General features: G+C 69.9%; 1 protein-coding gene and 1 pseudogene. One reads left to right on the forward strand and one right to left on the reverse strand.

Annotated elements, in window-relative coordinates:
• Positions 1-35 precede the first annotated feature (35 nt).
• Complete coding sequence (gene glf, locus G6017_RS06780; RefSeq protein WP_182616601.1) at positions 36-1,235, reverse strand: UDP-galactopyranose mutase; 1,200 nt, start codon at positions 1,233-1,235, stop codon at positions 36-38.
• A 404-nt stretch (positions 1,236-1,639) separates the two neighbouring features.
• On the opposite strand from glf, the pseudogene G6017_RS06785 reads away from it, so the two are divergent.
• A pseudogene (locus tag G6017_RS06785) lies at positions 1,640-2,297 on the forward strand (hypothetical protein); the annotation flags it as partial.

The raw sequence follows: 2,297 nt of genomic DNA on the forward strand, positions 1-2,297 counted from the left end.
GAGGGCCGACCCGCCGCGGCCGGGCCGGCCGGGCCTCAGTCGGCGAGCGGCGTCCCGTCCCGCAGGTGCGGGGCGAGGGTGTTGTCGAACATCGTCAGCGCCGACGCGATCGCCATGTGCATGTCCAGGTACTGGTACGTGCCCAGACGGCCGCCAAAGATCACGCGGTTCGCCGCGGTCTCGGCCTTGGCGCGGTCGCGGTACAGGGCCAGCCGCTCGCGGTCGGTGGACTCGTTGATCGGGTAGTACGGCTCGTCGGAGCGCTCGGCGAAGCGGCTGTACTCGCGCATGATGACGGTCTTGTCCGTGGGGTAGTTCGTGCGCTCGGGGTGGAAGTGCCGGAACTCGTGGATGCGCGTGTAGTCGTACTCGGCGTCGTTGTAGTTCATCACCGGCGTGCCCTGGAAGTCGCCGGTGGGCAGGACCTCGGTCTCGAAGTCCAGGGTGCGCCACCCGAGCTCGCCCTCGGCGTAGTCGAAGTACCGGTCCAGCGGGCCGGTGTAGACCACGGGCGCGTCCGGGCTCGCCGCGCGGACGGCCTCGCGGACGTCGAACCAGTCGGTGTCCAGGACCACGTCGATCTTCTCGTCGGCGGCCATGTTCTCCAGCCACGCGGTATAGCCGTCGACGGGCAGGCCCTCGTGGGTGTCGTTGAAGTAGCGGTTGTCGAACGTGTAGCGCACGGGCAGGCGGGTGATGTTGCCGGCGGGCAGGTTCTTGGGGTCGGTCTGCCACTGCTTGGCGGTGTAGTCCTTGATGAACGCCTCGTAGAGCGGCCGCCCGATCAGCGAGATGGCCTTCTCCTCGAAGTTGGCCGCGTCCTCGGCCGAGAACTCCGCGGCCTGCTCGGCGATGAGCTCCCGCGCCTCGTCGGGCGAGTAGTAGCGCCCGAAGAACTGGTTGATCAGGCCCAACCCCATGGGGAACTGGTACGCCGTGCCCTTGTGCATCGCGAACACGCGGTGCTGGTAGCCGGTGAAGTCGGTGAAACGGTTGACGTACTCCCACACCCGCTCGTTGGAGGTGTGGAACAGGTGCGCGCCGTACTTGTGGATCTCGATCCCGGTCTCGGGTTCGGGCTCGGAGTAGGCGTTGCCGCCGATGTGGTGACGCCTGTCGAGCACCAGCACGCGCTTGCCGAGCTCGGCCGCGGCCCGCTCGGCGACCGTCAGGCCGAAGAAACCGGACCCCACCACGATGAGGTCATAGGTCCCCCACTGCCGATCGCCTGCCATCACTTCGAGCCTTCCCGTAGTCCGTCGCCGGGTCGCTGCGCCTGAGAGGGCGCCGCGCCCGGCGTGTCCACGCGCCGGCCGGCGCGGGTCCGGGTCCAAGGGTATCGGGCGGGTGGGCGGAGGGGTCCGGTGCCACACCAGGTGACGACGACGAGGAGGGCCCCACCCGTGCGCGGTGCCGCTGCTCAGTCCGCTCGCCGGGCGGCCGCGTCGTCGTACATCGGTTCGAAACTACACGGCTGTGACCCCAAAATTCACTGCCGTACCACTTGGTTTCACGCGTTTCTTAGCTACCATTGACCACGTTCGTCACATTCGTCCCAGTGGTCGCAGCGCTCGCGGCCGCCGGGAAGAAGTGTTCCGCAGCGGGATCCGCGAGACACAGACCTGATCTGGAGAAGCCCTTGAGAACACGACGCCGCCCCCTGAACGTCAGCGGTCGACGCAGGACCCTCGCCCTCGCGGTGGCGGTCGCGGCGTCCGTCGTCACGCCCCTCGCCGTGTACGGGGCGGACCACCTGGTCGAGTCCGGAGACGACATCGCCGCCACCGCGGGCGCCGCCGTCCCCACCGGGACGGCCGAGGTCTCCCTGTCCGACGCACCCGCCGCGGCAGGCGTGGACACCGACATCGCGGTGGGCTCCGCCCCGGTCAAGGAGGTCACCTCCGAGACCCCGTTCTCGATGGTCGGCGTCACGTGGAAGGGCTACAACCCGCAGGCCGTCGCGGCCCTGCGCGCCAAGAACCCGGACGGCTCGTGGGGCCCCTGGTACGAGGCGGAGTCCGTCGACGACGAGGGCGAGAGCACCACCGGCAGCGGCGGCACCGAGCCGGTCTTCCTCGGGGTGGACACCACCACTGTCCAGATCAAGGTCTCCGGCGTCGACATCGCGGACACGTCGCTCGCGGACGCGCCCGAGGGCTCGGAGTCCCGGGACGCAGAGTCCGGGAGCGCGGAGTCCCAGGACGCGGAGGCCTCTGAGGCCCCCGAGCCCGAGGCCGCCGACACCCCGGCCACGGGGTCCCCCGCGCAGAACGACGTCGCGGCCACCCGGTCGGCCG

This window comes from Dietzia sp. B44, from assembly GCF_014145245.1.
Taxonomy (GTDB): domain Bacteria; phylum Actinomycetota; class Actinomycetes; order Mycobacteriales; family Mycobacteriaceae; genus Dietzia; species Dietzia natronolimnaea.